Raw genomic sequence first — 19,354 nt, 5'->3', positions numbered from 1 at the left:
TAGTTCAATTCAAAACGCTCTTGCCGTGGGGTATATCTACTTATAGAGATTGACTTTATTGTGTTTTCGGTCTACCACAAGTATATTTGTGGTTAATGGACTAGAATTTGTCGTGTTTTTGGAGTGGATGTGAACATTGTAGATGCTCTTGTTATCAAGAGGTTAATGAACGTTGGTGATGAAACTGTTCTGTCCATCTTAAAGTTTTCAGCGTATAGCGGAGTGGCAACACTCGAAGAACTGGCACAGCACTCCTCCAATCTAAAAATATCAAACGGTAAATCTCGAGCAGCTATCGAAAGCTTCTTAGATACTGCGAACTTCCAAGCTCTCAGGGTCGAAGTACAAGCTGAGATTGATTCGTTCAAAAATAAAGGTGTTGAGATTGTTCTCTTCGGTACGAAAACCTATCCAATTTCGTTATACGGTCTCCCGAAACCTCCTCCTTTTCTATACTGTAAAGGCAATCTGAACCTCTTAGATAATAGGCTTTCATTAGCAGTTGTAGGCACTCGTGAAAACACCCCCAAGGGGGAAACCATAACGATTAAAACTATTCAAAAGTTTGCGACTTATGGCTTCACGATAGTCAGTGGACTTGCACTGGGTATCGATACAATTGCTCATCGTGCGGCATTAGACGCCAAAACACCAACGATTTCTGTTCTTGTCGATGTGGAGTCTATTTCTCCCGCAAGTAATCGGGAACTCGCTAAGGAAATTTTGGACGAGGGCGGACTTCTAGTTGCAGAGAATGCACCAGGAACCAAAGCAATACCTGCGTTCTTTGCTAAGCGAGACAGGATACAAGCAGGTTTATCTACTGCCGTCTTTGCTATTGAAACTTCGATAGATGGTGGGACGATGCACGCAGTCAAATCTGCTATCTCTATGATGCGTCCTGTCTTCGTTCCTGACGCACATAAAGCTAAGTATTCAGATCTTACTATCAAGGCTATTTCAGGAACTCAACAGCTAGTTAACGAAGGGAGGGCGATACCCTACACGAGCGAATCTTATGAAGATATTCGTCTTCAATTAGAAAATATCGCGAGTTCATTTGGGTCGTTGAAAGCAAACGGTGGCCTGCTGTGATAAAGGTCATCGTCCTCGATCTTGATGACACGCTTATTGATACATCAAGCCTCGAACCTCTTCGGTCAGCTGGCCGATGGAGAGACATACCCAGGTACTTTAATGGATGTGTAATCTATCAGGACGTTGTCGGCCTTGTTACAACTGCTCGGTCGGTTGGAATCAAGGTTGCTATCTTCTCGAATGCGCCTTCGAACTACGTTCAGGGGCTACTCAAACACTTCAGTATCACTGTTGATTATGTAGTAGCCTACCATGATGTAACGCACCACAAGCCGAGCCCTGAGGGCGTTACTCGTATTCTCGAGTACTTCGGTGTTAGCGCCGACGAGTCAATTTATTTAGGAGATAGTAACCTAGATCGAGACGCTGCTTCCAATGCAGGAGTTGAGTTTTTCTCAGTAGATTGGGGTTCTGCCTCGGAGATCGATTCGTCACATAAGGGAGTAATCAGTCTCTCCGAGCTTATTGGAAAAAATTCGATGCTGAGCTCTGCAACAACGGGACGTTCTGAGTTAATACAATCTGGAAATAAACTTCATCTGGGATTCTATTTAGATGGCATCAAACAGGAAGTTTGGTCTTTCAAAGATAACAAGAATCCTTCTGTACGCCGCTGGGTTAACAAGACTGTTGAGCTAGCTCCTTCATTCCCAGCCATAGATATTGTTGTCCGAGCGTTAGGTCATGCTGAGCTTAGGGCTGAAGATGGCGATAAAGCATTAGATACATTGGGCAAATCGTTAGCTGTTGCTTTAGGGGCTTCTTACCAACCTAAGATATTAGAGAAAGATCACGTATTAGATAAATCGACTAATTGCACTGCAACACAAAGACTTCACCAGGTCAGAGGTGCCTATAAAGCCGATGTTGATTTAATAGAAGCTAATTCAAATCCGACATTTCTGATCATTGACGACGTATTAACTTCGGGGGCTACAACTGATGAGATAACACGTTGTCTATCTCAAGCTTTTCCGAATTCAAGTATTTACATTTTTACGTTGGTTAAAACTCTCTATAGATTGGAGCTAGGCACTGACAGCCAAGAACAACAACACAATAACCAACTGTTTTCAGATTTGTACAGCCCAATCATCGACTCGCTGGCGAATAAAAATGAGCAATCTGGATATGGCAATCCGAAGTCTAGTAGCAGGCTTGTAAGCAAGAAGTTTTCTGCTAACTACGCGAGAACCAACCATAACTTCATTTTCCATAATCTTCTCCAGTATTCGATCTCGTCTGAAGCAGCGTCTGGTCAGCTATTTGGTGCAATGCAAGTTCTTAAGAACATGCTCCAGAGAGGGAAGCCAACAATAGCCTCGCGGAAACTGAGGAAAGCATTTGGCATTGAACTGGAGCAGAACGTTCTTAATACGCCAGTTCAGGCTCTTGTGTCAGATAAGCCAGTTTTTTGGAATAGATTGATTCGAGGCCACAAAGAGTCTGGAAACTACCCAGCGAAAAGGTTTTTTGATGAGCTGATACCGAAGTATTTCGGTAAGTACATTTTTGTAAAACAACTAATGCTCCCTGAAGTCCAGATTCACGATATGACTCAGGTCTACGTTGAACAATTCCAGAACCGACAGGTAGATTTTTACATTCCTCAAGTTGGTTTAATTATTGAGATAGACGGTCAGCAGCACCAAAATTCTCAGCATTTAGATGAAATGAGGGATGCGTTTACTGAAAGCCTGGGACTGAAGACTGTTCGATTCACTGTTCAAGAACTGGCCTCTGAGAACCAGTCATTTATCAGTAAGATTAATTCGATTATTTCTCAAATTCAGATCGTTGATGGTCTAGAGCGAAATGGTGTCCTAATGCCTCCTAATGGTATTTCTTTATTGAATTACCAAGAGGCTTATGAAAATGGAGTCGATGTTACTGACTCGCGATTGAGGCTGACCTCGGCGTTGCGTTTCCAGATACTGTTATTAGAGCTTCTTGAACGCGGTCAGATCAGACTAGGGGAGTTGAAAAAACTATTCATAGTCAATCGTGATGGAACTGATTTTGCTGAAGCGGCACTGGACGACCTGAACGATTTGTTATCGAATCTCTTTCGTCTCATCGGCATTGAAGAAAAGCGAATTGAGGTTGCGCTGATCGAATCAGATGAGCTTCCGAGCGAACGGTCTGGTAAAAATATATTCATCGACTTCAGCATACTGGAGCGTTATGACGATTCCTTTCAAGTTAACCAAGACGTCATATATTCACGAACGGATTACTTCGATTTCTATCGATACTTCGAAGATTCTGATGCTGCTTCAATAGAAACCAGTCAATTGATTGACTATGACTTTTTCGAGCTTTCATGCAGAAATCCTATTACCTATAAACTAGACCTTAGCCCAGGCAGCGAGCAGCGAGAGTCTCTGAGATACTTCCTCAGCAACTTGTTTCTACCATACCTAGAGGATGTAGATTTCAGGGAAGGTCAGGTTGGTATCATAGGATCTGCACTTTCGAGAAACGGCACAATAGGATTGTTGCCTACAGGTTCGGGTAAGTCAATTTGTTACCAGTTGTCTGCGATTCTGCAACCAGCCGTTAGCTTTGTTGTATGTCCGATTAAGAGTTTGATGTATGACCAGAAAGCCGATTTGGATAGCATCGGTTTCACTCGAAGCAATTTTATTACCAGTGACTTGAAGGCAGGAGAGAAGGCCAAAGTTCAGAGAGATTTCGGACGTGGTAAGTACTTTTTCGTATTCATATCGCCTGAGCGATTCCAAACCCATGCGTTTAGAAAAGAGATGTTGGCTATAGGACTAGATCTCTCATTTGCCTACGCGGTGATCGATGAAGCTCACTGTTTGTCTGAGTGGGGGCATGATTTCAGGACTTCTTACCTGAACCTGGCAAATACAATCGAACGGTTTGCTCCCAGTGCAAGTTATATAGGCCTAACGGCAACAGCATCAGTTAACGTCTTAAAGGATATTCAAACAGAGTTTGATATCCCCGATGATTTTGTCCGTACCCCAATGGACTTCACTCGCGAGGAACTCTCATTCCACGTTATCGACGATAAAGGCCGTAAAGGTGATGCAGTCGTCGAACTTGTTTCTGAAATGGAGGGTAAATGGAATTTCGATGAGGAAGACGGCAATAAGGCGGGGATCATATTCACACCTACCGTCAACGGAGCTAAGGGTTGTCATAGCTTAGCGGGCCGAATTTCAACACTCTTGAAGATGGATGTTAGATATTTCTCGGGGTCGGCTCCGAAAATGGGTGGATTGCAGGGAGAGGCTTTCGATAGGTATAAGCGCCAAGTTCAAGACGAATTTAAAGAAAATAAATACCGCCTACTTACTGCCACTAAGGCATTCGGAATGGGCGTGAATAAGGGGAATATTGCCTATACGATTCACTTCGGAATACCTGGGTCGATGGAGGCCTTGTATCAGGAAGCAGGCAGGGCCGGGCGAGATAAAAAACTATTCAAGGAAGTACCCGCAGATTGCTATGTGCTTCTCACAAAAGAGCCCAATTCAGCTATTCTCGACAAGATTTGGGACTCTAGCACGAATGTCAAAGATCTGAAGGAGTACGTGAAGTCATTGAGTCGCGATAGCGACCTGAACACAAATCTATTCCTGATGACAAACGGCTTGGACACAGTCAATGATGAGTTCAAGTTGATGGCAAACGTATACGAATTCTTTAAGTACAATCAGGAACACAACACGGTGACCATTACTGCCAGACAGTTTGGTACAGAAAAGTTTAAGTTGGAAAAGGCTATCTACCGTCTTTCTCAATTAGGTATTGTCTCTGACTGGGTAATCGAAGACTTTTTTAATGGCACGCTCTATGTCGAGTTCCAGTGCCTATCAGAAGAAAGTTTGGAAAAGAAAATTGAGCATACCGTCAGAAAGTACGATCCTGAGTTCAAGCTCGCGGATGTGTTTAGTAGTGATAACCAGTACTACAAAATTCTCTGCGATAAGCTGAGAAAAGGGTCTATCGATAAATCGCAATTTATCTTTCTTGTTCTTTTACTCTGGTCCTATGACCATTTTGTCTACAACCGTCGCCAGTCACAGAAGAACGTTTATGAACAATGTAGTTTATTCGCTGAAGGCAGGATGCTTGACAAAGAATTTAAGGAGAAGCTTGAGGGTTATTTCAGGCACGACAAGTCGAGCCAACTTCTGCTCAATATGGCTGAGAATTCTGTGTCGGCGAAGATATGGCCATCAGTATTTTTTGAAACTGATGAAGAAGATGGCACGGAACATCTAGTAGGGAGCGAGAAAATGATGATCCTACGAGGTCAGCTTTCTCGATTTCTAGAGTCATACAAAGATAATGCATTCTTGAACTACTTGAGTGGTGTGCTACGACTAGCTTCCGATGAGTTTGATGATGCAGATGGAGAGCGAAGAATGGCAGCGTCATTTGAACGGCTGATTAGTGATAATAGGGATGAAGCACTAGATTTGGTCCGAAAAACTATGCAGCTAAAGCCAATGTTCTCTGAACATGCACGAAGCCGCTTTGCTCGTTTTGTCCATGAGAAATTTGAAGATTTGGATGTTTTAGGGGAGGTAAATGAAGAGCTAGGGGATCCGTACTCCTATCACACTTTGTTAGCTCCACTTGCAAATAGACTAGAAAAACTTACCAGCCAATACAAGGGGATTAATTGGTGAATGACATACAGAAACTACACCGAGTAATCGATTCACTCGAAGAGCAATCGGCGCAAGTGGCCGAGTTTAATGGCCTGTTGAGCGCCGTCAACAATGCAAAAGCTGAGATTGAGGAAGCAAAGTCGACGCTCGCAAGTCTAGTTACTGAACAAGGTGAATTGGTTACAAAGAACTCGAAAAAATTTGAAGAGTTTGACGGTTGCCTGACGTCACTTAATAATCTTCTAGGCCAGATTAAAGATGATCAGTTGAAACTAAGTCGTGATGTGGCAGCCTTGAAGTTCGTAACTCCTGATCAGTTTGAACAAGGTCGCGCAGCAATTGATAGCTGCATTGCTAAACAATTTGCGGAATTGAACAACAAGTTAGAGGCTGAGGCGGAGTCTCAAAAAAGATCGATTAGTGGGCTACGAACTATAGTTGTTTTAGCTATGTTGGTGTTGGCTGGAGGTGTTGGATTCCTAGCTATGAAGATGGTTCTTTAGTTTTCAAATTGTCATTCAGTTTTTTTTTGTAATCAATAAGTTGGAATGCAGAATGGCGAGTCATGGTGTAAACCGTGTAATGTTAGTTGGTAATGGTGATGATCTGTCGCGCCAACGCTCACAATCCGTATCATTACTTCGCGCATCTATTCAGCGAGTTCCACAAACTGACAGTATGATGGTCTGTTAGTGATTTACTGCCGTTGAATGTGATGCTTAACGAGGCTGAATAAGGCCTCACTGGGTAACTTGGCGCTTGCCAGACTGCTGCCTTTATTATTTTTGTATATGATAGTTTTTATTGCCTTGTAAGGCATTAATTCGGTTGTTTCGCTTAATCTCCCATTCGTCAACAGGGTCCATTCTTGACCAAGCTTCAAATAGCTGAGTTTGTTGCCTGCTTAGTCTTAGGCCATATTGATCTCGCATGTAGAAATAAATTCTAGCAATATCACCCTGACGGTTAGCTGGTGGTTCTGCTCGACGGTCTTTGAAAACAACTTCGAAATCACATAGACCATAGGCTCTTGGTTCATTCGGAATCATGCCAAATCGAAAATTTGATCTATCCCCATTGAGTTCTCCTACAGATGGTACAAGGTTATGGAGATCCGACACCATTTTAGAAAACTCAGGATCATTCTTTTCACAGTTCCGACGACCACCATTTTGCCAGCATTGGCGTTGATGGCCAATTTCCCAAGCTGAGACAACGTGCTCCCACTCTAAGCGTTCTCCTCGTTTCGGTTGCTTCCTTGGTTCATATCCGCAAGATGCAGCATCAATCGCACCATCATTGTTATAGCTACATCCACAGTAAAACGTACTCTGGTTGTCTTGGTAAATTTCTCGGGCAAATCGTTTTGCCTGGCTGAACGATGTTGGGTGTTCTGCAAATGCAGGGATAGTGAACAACGCTATTAAGAAGGTAATGAGAAAATTAGTTCTATTCATGTAAATTGGCCAAAAATGACAGTTAAATTCATTTTAATGATTTTGATAGAAAATACAGCAAGATGAAGAGCCCCTTCGAGAGGGGCTGGTTGATGGGAGCCTAGTTGGCTAGTTGGCTAGTTGGCGGGGTTATCTGTTTCCTCTTCAGTGATATCGTCATCGGTTGAAGGCACCGCTTGCTCAACTTCTGCTTCTTTACCCTTAGCTTGGGCTGATTTTCGTGCTCGAATTTCGATATCAATAATGCGTCGTGCAAGTTTGATAATGCGCTGTTGCCATGCGTAGTTGCCATCAACACGTTGTTTGTTGCTAAGCACGCTAGACAACCAGAGTGTGTCCATTGAGATCATCAACGCATCGAGTTTGCGAACTAAGCCGACAAACTGGCCAACCTGAGGCGAGCTGATTTTGGCGTTGAAGGTAATCGGGTCGGTGTAGTCAGGTACTTCATCGATGCCGTTGGACTCCATCAGTTTGTCCAAACGAGCTTGTTCGTTGTCTACCGCTTTAGCGCAATCCTCGATCAACTGGCTAATGATCTGTTCCACTTCATCAATTTCGTTCTCATCGCCAATGATGCGCAAGATGACATCGATTCCGTAAAGCGCACTGACCGTCCGTTTAAAAACACGGTCAACGACACGTTGCGCCTGTAAGCTGTTAATTGTGAATGATTGTTCAAAGATGGGTTTCGAGTAATTGGGTTTTGCTTGGGCCATAAGTTTGCTCCTGATATGACAATAATCAGTCCCTAGCCTAATCCTCTGTGAGGTTATGGCCTTTCAGCTAGGTGGAAGAATTGAACATCTTTCTGACTATCCTGTCTGGATAAGACGGTTACACTGACTATCAAATATTGCTGATCTGTTTCAGTGATATCTGCGCCTGAGAGCATGAGCTCAAAGGAAGCCCGCCGCTGAGTTTCTCAGTGGTACTAAGAGGTAGCTAGCCTCCTTAAACAAATAGCCTGCATGTTTTTACATGCTCAACCATGCGTGCCTTGCGGTTCGCCATTTCACCACCCAACTGGGGGAGTTTTCCCCAGTTGGGGGTGACTCCTTCACAACCTAATTAAGGAGTCACCAATGGAATATATCTTCGGATTTATTATCCAAATCGCAGGCATTATGTTGCTTGCAAAACTGAGCTGGTCGCTTTTGCGATTGGTTGCTCGTCAAAGCGTGCGCCCGTTGCGATTTGTACTTACTCAAATCAAGCGATTGCTCACACCAACACCAAAACGTCGTCCAATGGCAGTGCCTAAAGCTCCTGGTATGCCCCGTTTGACATCTGCGTTTTACAAAGAGCCACATCAGTACGACATGGCTTTACTCGAAATACCAACCTATCTGCGTCGTCAGTCTTCTTTGCCCAGCCGGGTAGAAGCAACTGTGTGCACAGAGTTCAACTAAGACGAGGAGAACATCATGAAAAACCAAGTAACACTCATAGGTTACGTTGGCTCTGAGCCAGAGACGCGAGCCTATCCATCAGGTGATTTGGTGACCAGCATTTCGCTGGCCACTTCTGAGAAATGGCGCGACCGTCAATCCAATGAGCTCAAAGAGCATACGGAATGGCATCGGGTCGTTTTTCGAGATCGTGGTGGATTTAAGTTAGGGCTCAGGGCAAAAGATTTAATCCAAAAAGGAGCAAAGCTTTTTGTTCAAGGGCCTCAGCGCACGCGCTCATGGGAGAAAGATGGCATTAAGCATCGATTGACCGAAGTGGACGCGGACGAGTTTCTGCTTCTTGATAGTGTGAACAAAGCATCTGAGCCATCACCGGCGGATGATGCGGGCTCCCAAACTAATTGGGCACAAACTTATCCTGAACCAGATTTTTAACCGAGCAAAAACGCTTTAACCCAGCCGGGAGTACTTTCCCGTCAGGGGCAGACTCCCACTTTGATTGTCGGAGTCCACAATGGAAAAACCAAAGCTAATCCAACGCTTTGCTGAGCGCTTTAGTGTCGATCCAAACAAACTGTTCGATACCCTAAAAGCAACAGCATTCAAGCAACGTGACGGTAGTGCACCGACCAATGAGCAGATGATGGCGCTCTTGGTGGTTGCAGATCAGTACGGCTTGAACCCTTTCACCAAAGAGATTTTTGCTTTCCCTGATAAGCAAGCTGGAATTATTCCAGTGGTAGGTGTCGATGGATGGTCTCGCATCATCAATCAACACGACCAGTTTGATGGCATGGAGTTTAAGACTTCAGAAAACAAAGTCTCACTGGATGGCGCGAAAGAATGCCCTGAATGGATGGAATGCATCATCTATCGGCGCGACCGTTCGCACCCAGTCAAAATCACTGAGTATCTGGATGAAGTCTATCGACCGCCTTTTGAAGGTAACGGCAAAAATGGCCCTTACCGTGTAGATGGTCCATGGCAGACGCACACTAAGCGAATGCTAAGACATAAATCCATGATCCAGTGTTCCCGCATTGCGTTTGGCTTTGTGGGAATTTTCGATCAAGACGAAGCAGAGCGAATTATCGAAGGTCAAGCAACACACGTTGTTGAGCCATCGGTGATTCCACCCGAGCAAGTTGATGATCGTACCCGAGGGCTTGTTTACAAGCTTATCGAGCGGGCAGAAGCTTCAAACGCTTGGAATAGTGCATTGGAATATGCCAATGAACATTTTCAGGGTGTTGAACTGACGTTTGCGAAACAAGAAATATTTAATGCACAGCAACAAGCAGCCAAAGCGCTCACACAGCCTTTAGCTTCTTAGCGCCACGCATTCATTTTACGAACCCTGGCGGGATTATTCTCCCGTCAGGGGGAAGGTCTCGTCTTTTTTTTGGAGATCTTCCATGACTAAATCAGCCTCACTTTTACGCTTGGTATTGGTTGTTGCCCTTGTCGTAGGTTCGATTCAAGCCGGTAAAGCGGCAATTGATTCGGTTCAAGCAAGTGTTGTTCAGCACCAAACAGCGTTAGCACAAGCTGCAAAGTAACCACTTAACCCTGAAGGGGAGTTCTCTCCTTCGGGGGAGTCTCCCCTCAAAGGAGGCAATATGAAGGTTATCGACTTATCACAGCGTACTCCTGCATGGCACCAGTGGCGCATTGCAGGGGTTACGGCATCTGAAGCCCCAATTATTATGGGGCGTTCACCCTACAAAACACCTTGGCGATTATGGGCAGAAAAAACCGGATTCGTATTACCGGAAGACCTGTCGAATAATCCAAATGTGCTTCGCGGTATAAGGTTGGAGCCTCAAGCAAGGCGAGCATTTGAGAATGCGCATAATGACTTTCTTCTGCCGTTATGTGCAGAAGCCGATCATAACGCAATCTTTCGAGCCAGCTTTGATGGCATCAACGATGCGGGCGAACCCGTTGAACTGAAATGTCCTTGCCAGTCAGTTTTTGAGGATGTGCAATCTCACCGAGAACAAAGCGAGGCGTACCAGTTGTATTGGGTGCAAGTACAGCATCAAGTACTGGTCGCCAATAGCACGCGAGGTTGGTTGGTTTTCTATTTTGAGGATCAACTGATTGAGTTTGAAATACAACGAGACGCGGCGTTCTTAACTGAGTTGCAAGAAACAGAGCTTCAGTTTTGGGAGTTAGTACAGACCAAAAAAGAACCGTCAAAATGCCCAGAGCAAGATTGTTTTGTTCCCAAGGGTGAAGCCCAATACCGCTGGACATCGCTGTCCCGCCAGTATTGCTCAGCACATGCCGAAGTGGTTCGACTGGAAAATCACATTAAATCTTTGAAAGAGGAAATGCGAGAAGCTCAGTCAAAATTGGTCGCTATGATGGGTAACTACGCTCATGCCGACTATGCTGGGGTCAAACTCAGCCGCTACATGATGGCGGGCACGGTGGACTATAAGCAATTGGCCACCGATAAGTTAGGCGAGCTGGATGAACAGGTTTTAGCTGCTTACCGAAAAGCGCCACAAGAGCGGTTGCGTATCAGCACCAATAAGCCAGAGCAGCCCGTTGAAACACCAATCAAAATCAGCCTTGAGCAAGAGAACTTGGTTCTGCCAGGTGACTCACCGAGCTCATTTTACTTTTAACGTTCACTTGGAGCCGATTTCGGCTCCTTTCTCATGCACTTACTTCGAGTGCATCAGAAAGCAGTTTCACTCGTAGCCAATGCTGGGTACGAATGATAGAGCGAGCTGAACTCTTACATACACAGCCATACCACAATCAACACACCACCCGACGGGGACTTCATTCCCTGTTGGGCATGGTGCCTCGTCAAAACAGATGAGGTTTACCATGACTGAACAATCTCCATTTTTGGTTCAAGTGAATCAAGCGTTTAATGTCCCGGCTCCTGATGCTTTCGTTCTGGAAGGATTTAGTGCCGACACTACCCATCCAAACATTCCCGTTCGCAAGGACGAGTATGTTTTTAGAAAAGAAGACTTACGTGACGTATTGGCGTTTTTGTCTCACCCTGACGGTGACGGTTTGTATATTACAGGCCCCACTGGATGCGGTAAGACCTCGCTAATTTGCCAAGTTGCTTCTCGATTGAATTGGCCTGTTCAGCAAATTACTGCGCACGGTCGATTGGAGTTGTCCGATCTTATCGGTCACCACACACTGGTTAATGGCAACATGACCTTTGTGTATGGACCGCTGGCACTGGCTGTCAAGCATGGCCATTTGCTGATCATTAATGAAATGGATCTTGCTGAGCCTGCTGAATTGGCTGGGCTCAATGACATTTTGGAAGGTGCCCCGTTGGTCATCGCACAAAATGGCGGTGAGATCATCATTCCACATAACAAGTTTCGTTTTATCGCTACCGGCAACAGTGCGGGCAGCGGTGACCAGACGGGCTTGTATCAAGGCGTGCTTCAACAAAATTTGGCTTTTCTTGATCGCTTTAGAATCATCGAAGCGACCTATGCAGAGCCTTCTGTAGAGGAAGCCATTCTGGAGAACGTTGCGCCAGGCTTGCCAGAAGTCTTTCGCCGAAAAATGGTGAAAGTGGCTGGTGACATTCGCCGTCTTTTTATTGGGGGCGCGGATGGCGGTGCAGAACTCAGTATCACCATGTCCACTCGGACCTTGGTGCGCTGGGCAAAGTTAACACTTGCTTTTAAAGGCGCTCCTAACGCAGTGGAGTATGCACTGGTTCGGTCTTTGACGGCTCGTGCTGAGTTGGAGCAACGTGAAGCCATTCACCGTATTGCCGCTGATGTCTTCGGTGACCATTGGGAGGATTGATGATGGAAAAGTGCTTTGCTCTTTACCGTTACCGTCATTCTGATGGGACAGCCAAAGAATGGGCCATTTACGTTGGATCAGATAACCAGGAGATTGAAGTTCGGTTTGGAAAAGCAGGTCAATTGTCGCAGCAGCGATTGATTGATTCGACTGATCCTAAGGCTGAAGCAGACCGAAGAATCAATGAGAAAATCAACAAGGGTTATCGATTTGTTGGACAAGTCGGCATTGATCATCAAGGGCGGCCATTTGAACTCTCAAATGCGCTTGATAGCGTCGCGTGCGCCAATAACGTCAGTTGGGAGTTTCGTACTCGCAAGGACGTCAATGGTCAAATCTCGCTGGCGCAAAAAGCGTTGTTCGATATGGCAAAGCTGCTTGAAGCCTATGGCTTGGCTGTTATTGATGATAACCAGGTCAGGATTGGAGAATGGTCATTAGGGTTTTGCAAAAGCGGATTACCTAGTACCAATCAAATCAGCATGGTGTCAGGTGAAGGCGCTGGCATTGTTAACACGGATGATGGCCCGTGGCCATTGTTGCTGTTACTGGCCTTTAAGCGTCAATTACCACCTCTGTGTTCGCTCACAGTAGCGAGTCCTGAAGGGATAGAAGTATCCGACCAACTGAAGTTGGAAAAAGATGTATTGAGGCTATTAGGCAGTGATTTAGAGCGGGTTCGCCCGATAGCTGAAGCACTGGACTTAATGCCTGCGAAAATCGATCTCAACCAATCGTCGCCTGATTCGCAAAATTACTATTTCTGATAGTGATGTTGCCATTAGCGCGTCAACTACTACCACCCAAACGGGGGCCATTGCTCCTGTTGGGAGTGGTGCGTCCCCATCTCGCATGAGGATGCACTATGAGTATTCAAACCCTCGACAAACTTTTGATTTGTCACATCGACTGTTCCATCTGGAGCGGTAGAAAAAAACTAAGGCCTGAAGATTTCAGACTAGCCAATGGCAGCCAACTTCCACCGAAGGATGTTGCCAGCTTAGGGAGTAAAAAAATTTGCGACCCTGAGGCATTGGCGAACTTTGAAAGGCTTAAGAAAGAAGCGCAACGCTTGTGTGAGCAAGTCGGTGTGCGGTTCTTAGGTGGCTATGCCGTCCCTGAAGACCGAATTGATCAGATTGTTCCAGAGCTTGACCGGATCGGTCAGGAGTTTGCGCAGTGCAAGCAGCTGTTCTTGGACAACTATGATCAGGTGACGTTTGACTGGGTTGCAAAACACCCGGAATTTGCAGATGCAATCCGGCGTGCGCTGTCACCCATTGAAGATGTGGAACAACGGCTTCAGTTCGATTATGCCATCTATCGAATGCAACCGGCTGAACAAGCTGGTGGCTTAGATGACAAGGTCAATGGCATGGGACACACCCTCTTTAGGGAGGTGGCTCGTGATGCCAATGAACTGTTTGAGCGTTCCGTTGCAGGTAAGAATCAAATCAGCCAGCGAGCCCTTAATCCTCTGAAGCGGTTAAGAGACAAGTTGGATGGTTTGTCATTCCTGGATCATCGAGTCCAGCCGATGGTCGAAGCGATGGACAATTTATTTGTTCGTCTGCCGAAGACCGGCCCTGTGACAGACAATCTCTATCACGAACTGATGGCGACCATTTTAATTTTGTCTGATCCAGACAAGATGAGAATGCACGGTGAAGGTCAATTGGATATCAGACAACTGATGCCCAAACCTGAACCTAAACCCGCACAGCCAGTATCTGCTCAGCCAGATAACTTACGTGCAATACCACAACCAACCGTCAGACCAAACCTTGGTTCGACTGTACCAAACTCATTTTATTTCTAACGTCCTTGAGGGCATGTTGCCCTGAAGGGCGCATGTCCTCTGAACTATGTAAGAGGAAATTATGCAATCAACCATCCATAACCCCAGCCAACTGAACCAGTTTGAACCGCATTTTCGTGGTGTGACTGATGCTGTTGAAAGTGAATCGATACCAGAAGTGGCGTGTTGTCGAACGTTAGTACAACGGTCGTACTCAACACATAGTGTCGTGATCCCTAAGAACCCTGTGCTGATCGCAGATGCGGACGCACAAGGTGTTTGGTTATCAGCCATGGTATTTGTTCCAAACATGGCATTGCAGCAAGCCGCTTTTGAGCGGGACTGGCTGCAATATCAACACGAGGTGTCTACTCAGTTACAAGACCAGTACGGTCTGACATTGGATGACATCCTGAGTTTAGACCAGCTTAAAACGTCATTTGAGCAGCACGAGAGTCCAGCTCAATTGGTGGCTTGGTTGGGTCAAAAATACGATCTGGATAAGCTAAAAGCACAGGTTTAAACACTTACATTCCCAGCGGGGAAACGCTCCCGCCGAGGGAGTATTCCCCCTAATGATTAGGAGACTCCCATGAATCATCCATTAAAAAACGCACTGCCAATCGTTGCCGCAGCTTATGGCGAAAAGTTTGGTGTGAAGGTGCTTATTCAAGGACAAGATGCGTTTACCGATGGTGATCGGATTGTGATCCCAACAGCAAACCCAGACGACCCACACTATCAACAGATAGCTTGGGGTTATCTGGCTCATGAAGCGGCGCATATTCGGCATACCAACTTTGACATGGTGCAGAAGGCGTCGTCCAAACCGATCCGTAAGGCACTTCTCAATATCATTGAGGACGTTCGCATTGAAAACGAATTGGCAAAGGATTACCCCGGAACCCGGCGCAGTATTTCGCAAGTGATTGAGTACATGGTAGACACTCAGCAAATGTGTGTACCTGAACAGCTTGAGCCTGCATCTAACTTGCAAGCCTGGTTGTTGTTCCGCTTGAGATGCCATTTTCTCGGTCAGAAAGCGCTGACGCCTTTGTATCAAGCTGTTGATGACAGGGTGAGACAACTTTTTCCCGGCGCAGCGATGAGCCGGTTAAGCGCCATGCTGACAGCAGTGCCTAGCCTAGCGTCTACAGGTGAAGTGCTGAAACTTGTCGATGCCATCGTTGCCATGTTGGAAGAAGAATCTCGTCCACCACAGGATGAATCGGATGCTGATAGCGGTAATGACATTGGACAAGCTGCGAGTAATGACAGCAGTAGTGACAGTCAAACCCCAGAAACAGACTCGTCTGCAACAGGGGATGCTGCTGAAACGGGGGATTCTGATAACTCTGCTCAAGCTGACAATTTGCGACAAGCCCTAGAGGCCAGTGCCGCTCAGTTTGAACCTGATACCTTTGCACAAGTGGCAGAAGTGTTGTCGGAACAAGCTGAAGGACATCAGGGCGTCACTCCACTCAGTTTGCCCCAAGCAGAGCAAGCTATGTTGGGTGACGAGGCCATCTTGACCTTGTCAGCGTCTGAGTCCGCTCAAATTCGAGCCCGACTTAGAGGTATGGTTCAGTCTAGTCAGGACAATCGGAATCATGCCAAGAGGCACGGTCTTCGAGTTGCAACCCATCGTCTTGCCGCCTCACAAGCAGGTGAATCGAGATTGTTTATTCAAAGGCAGCCGCGCATTGCGCCCAATGCTGCTGTGCACTTGCTGGTCGATATATCGGGCTCAATGGGTAAGCCCATTGGCGAAGGTAATCGCAAGTACTTTCATGTTGCCAATGAAGCCGCTTTGGCTTTAGCCATGGCACTGGAATGCATACCGGGTGTAGTACCTGCGGTCAGTTATTTTCCTGGGATTCATCAGGAAGTTTCTATCGCGTTATTGCCCAAGCAATCGGTTCGACATCGGGCCGCCTGTTTTGACCAAAAACCACGAGGTTGTACGCCTATGGCACAAGCGATGTGGTTTGCGGCAAACAGTTTGTTAGCGCAAAAACAGAAGCGAAAGCTAATGATAGTGCTAACGGATGGTGACCCAGATGATTGGGCTGCCACGCATGACATTGTTGACCGGTGCAGACGCAGTGGCTTTGAGCTGCTGGGGATCGGGATTCAAACACGCAGTGTTGAGAAATTCTTTCCTCAAAGCATTGTGATTAATGACGTCAAAGATCTAAAGCGTGAGTTATTCGAAGTAACACAACAACTGTTAATTCAGTAACCACATCAATTTTACCACCCTGCGGGGACGATTCCGTCTCCGTCAGGGCATGGGTTCGTCTCCGCTTTTTTTGGAGACCCCTATGAAAAACAAAAAGTTCTTAGCTGGCGAAGAAGCCGGTACTTACATCGTTCCTGAGCAAGTGACTGAAGCAGATATATTAGATATGGCGCTCAAGCTTGCCCGTGGTCGATTGAGTAAAGGTAGCAAAATTGAACAGCCATCGTCGGCGTTCTCATACCTGCAAACACTGATGCACGAGTATGAGCACGAAGTCTTTGGCGTACTGTTTCTTGATACAAAGCATCGCGTCATTCGATTTGAAGAGCTGTTCAAAGGCACTTTAGATGCGGCGAGCGTGTATCCAAGGGAAGTAACAAAGCGAGCGCTAGAACTTAATGCAGCAGCAGTGATATTGGTTCATAACCATCCATCGGGTGATCCTGAGCCAAGTGAAGCTGATAAACGCATTACTCATCGACTCCGTGACGCCTTGTCACTTGTTGATATTCGAACGCTTGACCATGTTGTGGTCGCATCCGAGGGCTGCGTTTCGCTTGCCGAACGCGGTTATCTTTAATGAATGGGCGCATTGCCCATTCTCCTACATCACAAAAGCAGTCCCATCAACACACATCATCACAGCTCGAATTTCTATTTGAGTTTGATGATGCCCCAGTCACTTGGTCTGACACGGAAATCTGGCAGTTACGCGAAGGCATTCTATTGGATGCAATCCGAGTATTGCTGGACGGTCGTGTCAGCACTCGGTTGCGCAAGGATGTGTTGTCGTGGATTCAAAATGACGAAATAGCGCCATTTTGCTTTCGTGTTTGCGCGATGGCTGCGGTTGTCGATCCTGATGTGTTTCGTGATTCCATCATGTGGCTATTAAGACGACATGGTATCCAGCTTGACTAACGTTCCTGCATTAACCAAACGGCTTAATGCAGGACCCAAGCTGACTTTTACCACCAGTGGTAGGAGTCGGCTTTTTACTTAAGGAGGTTATATGGCGTTACCTTTACAAATTGAAACAGTAAGGCCATATCTTAATGGCCAATGGCTTCAAGTATTAGCGGCATTGGTGCCAGAACTTGATGCCGCTATTGCTCGAAAAGGCCGTCATGTGGCTTGTCCTGTTCATGGCGGTCGTGATGGCTTTAGGCTGTTCAAAGATGCTGAATATACCGGTGGTGGCGTTTGTAATACCTGCGGTATCTTTCATGATGGCTTTGAACTGTTGTCTTGGATTAATGGGTGGAACTTTGCTCAGTCTATTGAAGCAATTGGCCAAGTTCTTGGTATTCAATCCGGACAAATACAAGCACCTTCTCGGGCAATAACGCGTAACGCTGTTGATTGGAAGGCTAGAAAGCAGGACGAGGACAAAGCGATTATCCATCGCTTGAATCAAACCTGGGGAGAAACGCTATCTCTTGCAGATACTCGTGCGCAACCAGTTTGGAACTACTTGCATCGTCGTGGCATTGTTACCCGGCTTCGTCCTGAATGGGATTCGGTGCTGAGGTTTCATCCAAACTTGCCTTACCATGATGAAGATGGTCTGTTAATTGATAGCTACCCAGCGCTGCTAGGTAAAATCGTTACGCAGCAAGGGCGTTCGGCCACGTTCCATCGGATCTACCTAAGTGAAGATGGATTCAAAGCGCCGGTTGAAAAGCCTAAAAAGATGATGCCGATACCAAGTGACAGAACAATCACTGGTGGTGCCATTCCTATAGGTGAGCCTGGTGAAGTACTAGGTGTTTCTGAAGGTATAGAGACGGCTTTAGCTGTTACCAGAGCAACGGGACAAACATGTTGGTCGGTTGTGAATGCAACGCTACTGGCTAGGTTTGAGCCACCAAGTAATGTGAAAATGCTGTACATCTGGGCAGATCACGATCTCTCTGAGACCGGCCTGAATGCAGCGAATGAACTCAAGAAAAAAGCCTGGCAAAACGGCATTCTGACACAAGTGTTGATCCCTCCGATACCAACGTCACTTGGCGTGAAAAGTTGGGATTGGAATGATGTGCTGAATGTTTACGGTGCCATGGGGTTTCCTAAAGTTCATATCTGATCCAAGGGGCTTCGGCCCCTTTTTTTGCGCCTTGCATATTTGAAAAAACATGGAGAATGAAAAATAGATAACCAATAGGAGAAACAAATATGATGGTATTAACCCTGTTAACAAAGCAGATTGATGGTGAGTTTACGGTTTACTGGAAGACCGGCCTTCGAAGAGGTGGTGAGCTAAAGGTCGATTTAGGTGAGCAATACGACAAGCTACCTGAGCAGCAAAAGCCAATTGCAGCTGAGGTTTATGCTATTCATCACCTACTGTCAGTGAAAGAGGTGATGGGGAGTAACCGAAGCGGTAATGGGCTTCAAATCCGAGTCAGTAAAGGAGCTATCAAAAAGTTACAGAAACAACGCTCAACTCAGCATTCACTTTACAGCCTGACTAGGTTTTTGCTCACTCGATACCAGGAAGCACAGATCTCGGTAGAGAAGCGGGACGATTGGCTCTCACATTCCTTCGAAGAATACAGCGTCGATAATGCTACCGTGAGAGAAATCGATGAGGTCATCAACGTTCCGAACATTGGACCTGTCGTGGTGACTCGTCATGCACTGGAACGGTTTGTGGAACGGCTTTCAGACGGTGCTCCTAAGCATCCTTGGAAGGCTTTGTATTCTAAGCTGCTTTGCCCGCAGCTAGAAAAATCCAAATTGCCAGAAAAAGTTGCTACCAAAAAGGCAAAAAAATATTCACATGAGGCAGAGCTCTGGTGGCATATGGAGAGCAAAATACACTTTGTTATTGTACCAACTGAATCAATTAAAACGTTGGTTACTGTTTTTTGAAATTAGCTAGAATTTAG

19 protein-coding genes are annotated in these 19,354 nt (G+C 46.0%); 17 read left to right on the top strand and 2 right to left on the bottom strand.

Annotated elements, in window-relative coordinates:
* The first annotated feature begins 129 nt into the window (after positions 1-129).
* The 3 genes from FJM67_RS03035 to FJM67_RS03025 are packed head-to-tail and all read left to right on the top strand — an operon-like array spanning position 130 to position 6,253.
* Positions 130-1,095: a DNA-processing protein DprA gene (locus FJM67_RS03035; RefSeq protein ID WP_219845879.1), complete on the top strand. Its 966-nt coding sequence runs from the start codon at positions 130-132 to the stop codon at positions 1,093-1,095.
* Positions 1,092-5,768, top strand: a complete 4,677-nt coding sequence (locus FJM67_RS03030) for a RecQ family ATP-dependent DNA helicase (RefSeq protein ID WP_140587201.1) — start codon at positions 1,092-1,094, stop codon at positions 5,766-5,768. Before FJM67_RS03035 ends, FJM67_RS03030 begins: the two co-directional genes overlap by 4 nt.
* A complete protein-coding gene (locus tag FJM67_RS03025; RefSeq protein WP_140587200.1) occupies positions 5,765-6,253 on the top strand; it encodes a hypothetical protein in 489 nt (162 codons plus the stop codon). Before FJM67_RS03030 ends, FJM67_RS03025 begins: the two co-directional genes overlap by 4 nt.
* 276 nt (positions 6,254-6,529) lie before the next feature.
* On the opposite strand, the gene FJM67_RS03015 is transcribed toward FJM67_RS03025, so the two are convergent.
* Positions 6,530-7,207: an endonuclease gene (locus FJM67_RS03015; RefSeq protein WP_140587199.1), complete on the bottom strand. Its 678-nt coding sequence runs from the start codon at positions 7,205-7,207 to the stop codon at positions 6,530-6,532.
* Positions 7,208-7,323: 116 nt separating this feature from the next.
* The gene (locus tag FJM67_RS03010; protein WP_140587198.1) at positions 7,324-7,926 is read right to left on the bottom strand and encodes a hypothetical protein; all 603 of its coding nucleotides are present in this window, start codon (positions 7,924-7,926) and stop codon (positions 7,324-7,326) included.
* Between the two features lie 366 nt (positions 7,927-8,292).
* Between FJM67_RS03010 and FJM67_RS03005 the strand changes: the two genes are divergently transcribed.
* From FJM67_RS03005 to FJM67_RS02945, 14 genes are all read left to right on the top strand, one after another.
* Positions 8,293-8,619, top strand: coding sequence for a plasmid-related protein (locus tag FJM67_RS03005; protein ID WP_140587197.1), 327 nt, complete (start codon positions 8,293-8,295; stop codon positions 8,617-8,619).
* 15 nt (positions 8,620-8,634) lie between these two features.
* Positions 8,635-9,054 (top strand): single-stranded DNA-binding protein, encoded by a 420-nt coding sequence (locus tag FJM67_RS03000; protein WP_000795986.1) that lies wholly within the window; start codon positions 8,635-8,637, stop codon positions 9,052-9,054.
* A gap of 79 nt (positions 9,055-9,133) precedes the next feature.
* Positions 9,134-9,952 (top strand): phage recombination protein Bet, encoded by an 819-nt coding sequence (gene bet, locus FJM67_RS02995; RefSeq protein WP_000414662.1) that lies wholly within the window; start codon positions 9,134-9,136, stop codon positions 9,950-9,952.
* A gap of 82 nt (positions 9,953-10,034) precedes the next feature.
* A complete protein-coding gene (locus tag FJM67_RS17465) occupies positions 10,035-10,178 on the top strand; it encodes a hypothetical protein (RefSeq protein ID WP_181161418.1) in 144 nt (47 codons plus the stop codon).
* A gap of 60 nt (positions 10,179-10,238) precedes the next feature.
* On the top strand, positions 10,239-11,255 hold the full coding sequence (locus FJM67_RS02990) for a YqaJ viral recombinase family nuclease (protein ID WP_140587196.1): 1,017 nt from the start codon (positions 10,239-10,241) through the stop codon (positions 11,253-11,255).
* A gap of 208 nt (positions 11,256-11,463) precedes the next feature.
* Positions 11,464-12,423 (top strand): AAA family ATPase, encoded by a 960-nt coding sequence (locus FJM67_RS02985; protein ID WP_140587195.1) that lies wholly within the window; start codon positions 11,464-11,466, stop codon positions 12,421-12,423.
* Positions 12,423-13,190: a hypothetical protein gene (locus FJM67_RS02980; protein ID WP_140587194.1), complete on the top strand. Its 768-nt coding sequence runs from the start codon at positions 12,423-12,425 to the stop codon at positions 13,188-13,190. The genes FJM67_RS02985 and FJM67_RS02980 overlap by 1 nt, the downstream gene beginning before the upstream one ends.
* Positions 13,191-13,288: 98 nt before the next feature.
* Entirely contained in the window at positions 13,289-14,242 is a 954-nt protein-coding gene (locus FJM67_RS02975) for a DUF3150 domain-containing protein (RefSeq protein ID WP_085627050.1), read from the top strand.
* Between the two features lie 61 nt (positions 14,243-14,303).
* Positions 14,304-14,744 carry a hypothetical protein gene (locus FJM67_RS02970; RefSeq protein WP_032081049.1) on the top strand — a complete coding sequence of 147 codons (441 nt, stop codon included), beginning with the start codon at positions 14,304-14,306 and terminating at the stop codon, positions 14,742-14,744.
* A gap of 69 nt (positions 14,745-14,813) precedes the next feature.
* Complete coding sequence (locus FJM67_RS02965; RefSeq protein ID WP_140587193.1) at positions 14,814-16,463, top strand: VWA domain-containing protein; 1,650 nt, start codon at positions 14,814-14,816, stop codon at positions 16,461-16,463.
* An 82-nt stretch (positions 16,464-16,545) separates the two neighbouring features.
* Complete coding sequence (gene radC, locus FJM67_RS02960; RefSeq protein WP_140587192.1) at positions 16,546-17,043, top strand: RadC family protein; 498 nt, start codon at positions 16,546-16,548, stop codon at positions 17,041-17,043.
* Positions 17,043-17,384: a plasmid-related protein gene (locus FJM67_RS02955; protein ID WP_140587191.1), complete on the top strand. Its 342-nt coding sequence runs from the start codon at positions 17,043-17,045 to the stop codon at positions 17,382-17,384. The genes radC and FJM67_RS02955 overlap by 1 nt, the downstream gene beginning before the upstream one ends.
* A gap of 91 nt (positions 17,385-17,475) precedes the next feature.
* Positions 17,476-18,549: a DUF7146 domain-containing protein gene (locus tag FJM67_RS02950; RefSeq protein WP_140587190.1), complete on the top strand. Its 1,074-nt coding sequence runs from the start codon at positions 17,476-17,478 to the stop codon at positions 18,547-18,549.
* Positions 18,550-18,638: 89 nt separating this feature from the next.
* A complete protein-coding gene (locus tag FJM67_RS02945) occupies positions 18,639-19,337 on the top strand; it encodes a hypothetical protein (RefSeq protein ID WP_140587189.1) in 699 nt (232 codons plus the stop codon).
* Positions 19,338-19,354: the final 17 nt, after the last annotated feature.

This window comes from Maribrevibacterium harenarium, assembly GCF_006385675.1.
Taxonomy (GTDB): Bacteria; Pseudomonadota; Gammaproteobacteria; order Pseudomonadales; family Marinomonadaceae; genus Marinomonas; species Marinomonas harenarium.
The sequence above is the reverse complement of the archived record's forward strand: the minus strand, read 5'-3'. Positions and strand labels throughout refer to the sequence as shown.

Excerpts from the sequence above, each read along its gene's own strand:
- FJM67_RS03015 (WP_140587199.1), bottom strand. The coding sequence starts at position 7,207 with ATGAATAGAACTAATTTTCTCATTACCTTCTTAATAGCGTTGTTCACT.
- FJM67_RS03010 (WP_140587198.1), bottom strand. The coding sequence starts at position 7,926 with ATGGCCCAAGCAAAACCCAATTACTCGAAACCCATCTTTGAACAATCA.
- FJM67_RS03005 (WP_140587197.1), top strand. The coding sequence starts at position 8,293 with ATGGAATATATCTTCGGATTTATTATCCAAATCGCAGGCATTATGTTG.
- FJM67_RS03000 (WP_000795986.1), top strand. The coding sequence starts at position 8,635 with ATGAAAAACCAAGTAACACTCATAGGTTACGTTGGCTCTGAGCCAGAG.
- bet (WP_000414662.1), top strand. The coding sequence starts at position 9,134 with ATGGAAAAACCAAAGCTAATCCAACGCTTTGCTGAGCGCTTTAGTGTC.
- FJM67_RS17465 (WP_181161418.1), top strand. The coding sequence starts at position 10,035 with ATGACTAAATCAGCCTCACTTTTACGCTTGGTATTGGTTGTTGCCCTT.
- FJM67_RS02990 (WP_140587196.1), top strand. The coding sequence starts at position 10,239 with ATGAAGGTTATCGACTTATCACAGCGTACTCCTGCATGGCACCAGTGG.
- FJM67_RS02985 (WP_140587195.1), top strand. The coding sequence starts at position 11,464 with ATGACTGAACAATCTCCATTTTTGGTTCAAGTGAATCAAGCGTTTAAT.
- FJM67_RS02980 (WP_140587194.1), top strand. The coding sequence starts at position 12,423 with ATGATGGAAAAGTGCTTTGCTCTTTACCGTTACCGTCATTCTGATGGG.
- FJM67_RS02975 (WP_085627050.1), top strand. The coding sequence starts at position 13,289 with ATGAGTATTCAAACCCTCGACAAACTTTTGATTTGTCACATCGACTGT.
- FJM67_RS02970 (WP_032081049.1), top strand. The coding sequence starts at position 14,304 with ATGCAATCAACCATCCATAACCCCAGCCAACTGAACCAGTTTGAACCG.
- FJM67_RS02965 (WP_140587193.1), top strand. The coding sequence starts at position 14,814 with ATGAATCATCCATTAAAAAACGCACTGCCAATCGTTGCCGCAGCTTAT.
- radC (WP_140587192.1), top strand. The coding sequence starts at position 16,546 with ATGAAAAACAAAAAGTTCTTAGCTGGCGAAGAAGCCGGTACTTACATC.
- FJM67_RS02955 (WP_140587191.1), top strand. The coding sequence starts at position 17,043 with ATGAATGGGCGCATTGCCCATTCTCCTACATCACAAAAGCAGTCCCAT.
- FJM67_RS02950 (WP_140587190.1), top strand. The coding sequence starts at position 17,476 with ATGGCGTTACCTTTACAAATTGAAACAGTAAGGCCATATCTTAATGGC.
- FJM67_RS02945 (WP_140587189.1), top strand. The coding sequence starts at position 18,639 with ATGATGGTATTAACCCTGTTAACAAAGCAGATTGATGGTGAGTTTACG.